General features: G+C 39.9%; 6 protein-coding genes. 2 read left to right on the top strand and 4 right to left on the bottom strand.

The genetic code is table 11. The features are described 5' to 3' along the window. Positions 1-184 precede the first annotated feature (184 nt). Together cmoB and cmoA are read right to left on the bottom strand one after the other, a co-directional pair. Positions 185-1,153: a tRNA 5-methoxyuridine(34)/uridine 5-oxyacetic acid(34) synthase CmoB gene (gene cmoB, locus ABYD77_RS17825; RefSeq protein ID WP_372771451.1), complete on the bottom strand. Its 969-nt coding sequence runs from the start codon at positions 1,151-1,153 to the stop codon at positions 185-187. An 11-nt stretch (positions 1,154-1,164) separates the two neighbouring features. Further along, the gene (cmoA, locus tag ABYD77_RS17820) at positions 1,165-1,887 is read right to left on the bottom strand and encodes a carboxy-S-adenosyl-L-methionine synthase CmoA (RefSeq protein WP_372771450.1); all 723 of its coding nucleotides are present in this window, start codon (positions 1,885-1,887) and stop codon (positions 1,165-1,167) included. Positions 1,888-2,070: 183 nt separating this feature from the next. Between cmoA and ABYD77_RS17815 the strand changes: the two genes are divergently transcribed. Beyond that, the gene (locus tag ABYD77_RS17815; protein ID WP_372771449.1) at positions 2,071-2,754 is read left to right on the top strand and encodes a DUF3334 family protein; all 684 of its coding nucleotides are present in this window, start codon (positions 2,071-2,073) and stop codon (positions 2,752-2,754) included. A gap of 81 nt (positions 2,755-2,835) precedes the next feature. Here the strand turns inward: ABYD77_RS17815 and ABYD77_RS17810 are convergent, their stop codons facing one another. Continuing rightward, positions 2,836-3,369, bottom strand: coding sequence for a M48 family metallopeptidase (locus tag ABYD77_RS17810; RefSeq protein ID WP_372771448.1), 534 nt, complete (start codon positions 3,367-3,369; stop codon positions 2,836-2,838). On the opposite strand from ABYD77_RS17810, the gene ABYD77_RS17805 reads away from it, so the two are divergent. Further along, positions 3,360-4,025, top strand: coding sequence for a M15 family metallopeptidase (locus ABYD77_RS17805; protein WP_372771447.1), 666 nt, complete (start codon positions 3,360-3,362; stop codon positions 4,023-4,025). The two genes, ABYD77_RS17810 and ABYD77_RS17805, sit on opposite strands and share 10 nt — an antisense overlap. Before the next feature lies 1 nt (position 4,026). Here the strand turns inward: ABYD77_RS17805 and ABYD77_RS17800 are convergent. Next, on the bottom strand, positions 4,027-4,713 hold a 687-nt coding region (locus ABYD77_RS17800), incomplete at its 5' end, for a DUF72 domain-containing protein (protein ID WP_372771446.1).

Raw genomic sequence — 4,713 nt, 5'->3', positions numbered from 1 at the left:
CCTTAACGGTTGCATGTGGGTTGCATAAAAAATTGCGCGCATTTTACCTGATTTCGTGCGCTGCTACCACATTTATTGCAACTGGATGAGGACATTTGTCCAAGAAGTGTGAACAAGTGAGGGATATGACTCTCAAGCAAACAATTAATCGCTTGCTTGAGAGTGGGTTAGCGTTTTAACGTGCTTAGGCTTCGGCAATTAAGATAGCGCGAAGTGGGGCAGGATATCCCTCGATGGTTTTGTTTACATCGTTTGGATCAAGAAAATCTGCGAGTGATTCCGTTGTCATCCAATCAGTTTTACGCTGTTCTTCAAGCGATGTTTGGTCGTTATCTACCACACGCACATCTTTAAAACCAACGCGCTCTAACCACAAGGTTAATGCTGCTGTACTTGGGATATACCATACATTACGCATTTTCGCGTAGCGGTCGGTTGGCATAAGTACCGTATTTACATCACCTTCAACCACTAAGGTTTCAAGCACTAACTCACCGCCTGGGCGTAGCTGTGCTTTTAGTTGTGATAGAAAATCAATTGGTGAGCGACGGTGATATAACACCCCCATCGAAAATACAGTATCAAACGCTTTTAGCTCAGGTAATTGCTCGACGCCTAGCGGTAAAAGATGCACATTAGGATCTGGGTTAAAGTGTTTAATCGCTTGGAATTGGCTTAAGAATAAATCGGATGGGTCAATACCCACAACAAACTCAGCGCCTGCGCCGCGCATGCGCCATAAGTGATAACCCGAGCCACAACCAATATCAAGTACAGTGCGCTTAGAAAGATCTGAAATATGTGGTAATAAACGTTCCCATTTCCAATCGCTGCGCCACTCAGTATCAATATGCAAACCATGAATAGTAAACGGGCCTTTGCGCCATGGCATCATGCGTTTAAGTAAATGCTCAAGTTGTTTAGTATGCCCTTCGCTTAGCTCAGATGCGTCACCAAACTCAACTTTATCTTGAATATTAATCTGCTTGGTATTTGACTCAGGTAAATTTTTAAGCACTTTTTCCCATTTAGGCCAATCGCCATGCTGTGCTTCACGCTGCCAGTGGCTAAGTTGTGCTGGCAAGGTTTCTAACCAGTGGCTCAAAGGTGATTTTGCAATTGCTGCGTAAAAATCGGTAAACCAGTTATTCATTTTTAACCCTATTATTTAATTGCAATCATTGAGCTGAAGTTAAAACACTGATACCACACTTGGGTATGTTGAAAGCCAATGTGTGATAAGCGTTCAAAATGAGCTGTCAGTGTTTCTGGGCGCATTACGTTTTCAATAGCGCTGCGTTTTTGGCTAATCTCAAGTTCTGAATAACCGTTGGCACGCTTAAAGTCATGGTGAAGATCAATCAGTAAATCGTCTACCAAGGTATTTTCACCCTTAATTTTTTCACTGAGTAGTAACACCCCACCCGGATTTAATCCTTGGTAAATCTTTTCTAATAACGCAAAACGCTGCGGCTGAGGAATAAACTGCAATGTAAAGTTAAGCGCAACAACCGACGCATTGTTAATTTCAATGTCGTTGATGTCGGCAAGCTCAACAGTTACAGGCACATCTGAGCGGAAACCCTCAAGGTGAAGTTTGCAGCGCTCAACCATTGCTGCTGAATTATCAACCGCGATAATTTGGCAATTTTGTTTGTCGATATTACGGCGCATGCTTAACGTCACTGCACCAAGCGAACTGCCTAAATCATATAAATTAGAGTTGTTTTGCGCATATTGGCCCGCAAGCTTACCCATTGTACTTACAATGGTTGCATAGCCAGGTACAGAGCGCTGGATCATATCTGGAAATACTTCAACCACACGCTCATCAAAGGTGAAATCTTTAACGGCTTGTTGGTTGGCGTAAATATTGTCTTTACTCACTTGCGTGATCTCTCAAGCTTTTAATCGGCATATTTTACGTTTTTTCTCGTCATTAGTCAGTGCCTTCACACAATCATTAATTAAAATTTTGATGTTTTTAGTAAAATTTAGTTTTCTCTTTTGTTAATTAGGTGTAGTTTGCTGACTATACTCAATATAGTTGCAGTTTGAGGCATAGTGAGAATGAGAAAAAATAATACAATTAGCACCGAAGATATTTTAGCGACTTTATGTAAATCAGTAACCGAAGTGCTTTCGGCGGCAACCAATAACCAAATTACGTATTCTGCCATGGTGCAGAAAATTACCCGTACCTGCATGCGCCCCGATATCGGTTGTTTTGTACTGTTTGATGGTGGCTTTACTGGCCTTGTGGTTAAGAACTTTACTGCACAAGCTGCGATGGAAATTTATGGCGACTACATGCGCAATATGGGTATGCCTGAGAGTGAAATTGCGAAAAGTCATTTGTCAGATGATGTGTCAAATGTGCTTGGTGAATTAATGAACCAAGTGGTAGGTGATTTTACTAATAAAGTAAGAGAACAGTTACACACATCAATCACGCAAAACCAGCCAAAAATGATGGCAATCAACAAGCAAGTTCAGATATCAGTTGATACCACCATGGATAGACCGCAAGCAAGACGCGTTACCTTCACTACAGAAAATCAACATATTTTCTATCTAGAACTAGCAATGGATAAAACAGAATTTATCAAGTTACATGACTTTGATATTTCAGAAGCGGTTGACCCAGACGATATTATTGCCAGTGAAAAGGCAAAACCGGCGAAAAAGCCCGATGTAACGTCATCAGCAAATGATGATATTGATGATGATTTTATGGCCGAGCTTGGACTATAAAATTTACCTATTTCTTTAAAGGCCTCAATTTGAGGCCTTTTTTATTGATACCTTGTCATACACTCATTAGCATGCTTGCTTTTACAATGATTCGTAAAAGTTTTCACCTTTATCACATAACACCATAAATAGCCGAAGGTCGAGCTCACCTTGAAAATAGTCCGGCTGCATATGACAACATAAATTATAAAAGCTTTTGTTGTGATCTTTTTCTTTAAAATGCGCAAGTTCATGCACTACTAAGGTTTTTAAAATTTCTTCTGGTGCGTATTTTAGTTGATTCGCAATTGCAATGTGGTGCTGAGCTTTTAGTTTCTTGCCGTGTGCATGGCGTTTAAAGGTATGTGTTCCTAGCGCATTGAGCACAAGGTCTTTTTGTTTTTCATATTTTACCGAGTTTAATATTGGCGCATTTTTTAAAAACTGTTGTTTCATGCTAATGGCAAAATCATATAAGGCTTTTTCAGATTTAAACTGATGGGCAATAGGGTATTTCTTTTCAAAATAACGAGCCAATTTGCCCGAGCTTATTAATGCTTCAACTTGCGCTTTTATTTGTTCTGGGTACGCGCTAAAGTAGTTCATAAAATCAACAGGACGTGTCGATGAAGCCATATTCTCTCGCTATAATTTTATCACTTAGTTACTGCTTTTCAGTTGATGCGAAGCCTAAGCTGGTTGATATTTCAGAGTATAAAAGTGGTATTGTAACGGAAATGCGTTATTTCACTGACAATAATTTTGTTGGTACAAAAATTAATGGCTATCAAAGCGCTAAATGTTTACTCAGTGAAAAAGCTGCTAGCGCATTAGTTGCTGCACAATCTGATTTTTTAACGTTTGGTTTGACCATCAAAGTATTTGATTGCTATCGTCCACAGCGAGCAGTTGACCACTTTGTATCGTGGGCTAACGATATTAACGACACCAAAATGAAGGCATTCTATTACCCTAAAGTGGCGAAAAAAGAGCTCTTTAGTAAAGGCTATATCGCGGCAAAATCAGGGCACTCTCGAGCAAGCACAGTTGATATTACCTTGGTTGAAAAAGACAGTCTCGAACCATTAGATATGGGCACCCCTTGGGATTATTTTTCGCCATTGTCAGCTGGGCAAAATCCACATTTATCTTCACAAGTAAAAGCAAATAGGATGTTGCTTGCAAAAGTAATGGCACTGCATGGGTTTAAACCACTCAAAGAAGAGTGGTGGCATTTCACTTTAAAAGATGAGCCTTATAAGAATAGCTATTTTGATATACCCATTGAGTGACTCAAAATAGGTCGGCTTGTTTTGCTTCCTTTTCAGCTGGAAAAGGGAAAGTAACTGCATGATTAAATTTGCTTTCTAAACAAAATTGTCGCGCTAAATGTGCTGAATCATGATTATCTGCGGTATGGAAGAATAAATACGGTGTTTTACCTTCACGTTGCCAGTCGGTAATTTTTTTAATCCAAGGAGCATAAAACGCCGAATTATCGGTTAAGTTAGAACAGCCAACAAATCGGATAATTGGCCGTTGCCCTGTGGCAATCACGTTTACGGGTACCCGCGGCTTTTTTTGTTGTGCGTCTATTATTGCAGCGGTATTTGCAGGTTCAGAAAAGAGTGCTCGGGTATCCATAATAATGCGGTCAACATTGTGGCGCATTAGCAGTTGGTTAAAATGCTTTTCGTTATCGTCTTTTTGGAAAAAACCTAAATGCCGCACTTCAATGGAAAGCGGGATTGATTTTGGCCACAGTTCAAAAAATGCAGCAATACGTGGTACAAATTCGGGTGAGCACGATTTAGGAAGTTGTAACATAAATGAACCTATTTTTGGCAATAGCGGTTCAAATAAATTAAGCCATGCTTTTATTTCACTGTTTACTCCCTCCAACGCCATTTGATGCGAGATGAGTTTAGGAATTTTAAAGGTAAAGCGAAAATCATCGCCGGTGCTGTGATACCAGTTATT

Source organism: Pseudoalteromonas sp., from assembly GCF_041629635.1.
In the GTDB taxonomy this organism is placed as follows: Bacteria; Pseudomonadota; Gammaproteobacteria; order Enterobacterales; family Alteromonadaceae; genus Pseudoalteromonas.
Note: the sequence above shows the minus strand (reverse complement) of the source record. Positions and strands in the feature narration are given on the sequence as shown.

Coding starts and splice junctions, on each gene's coding strand:
- ABYD77_RS17815 (WP_372771449.1), top strand. CDS start 2,071: ATGAGAAAAAATAATACAATTAGCACCGAAGATATTTTAGCGACTTTA.
- ABYD77_RS17805 (WP_372771447.1), top strand. CDS start 3,360: ATGAAGCCATATTCTCTCGCTATAATTTTATCACTTAGTTACTGCTTT.
- cmoB (WP_372771451.1), bottom strand. CDS start 1,153: ATGAATAACTGGTTTACCGATTTTTACGCAGCAATTGCAAAATCACCT.
- ABYD77_RS17810 (WP_372771448.1), bottom strand. CDS start 3,369: ATGGCTTCATCGACACGTCCTGTTGATTTTATGAACTACTTTAGCGCG.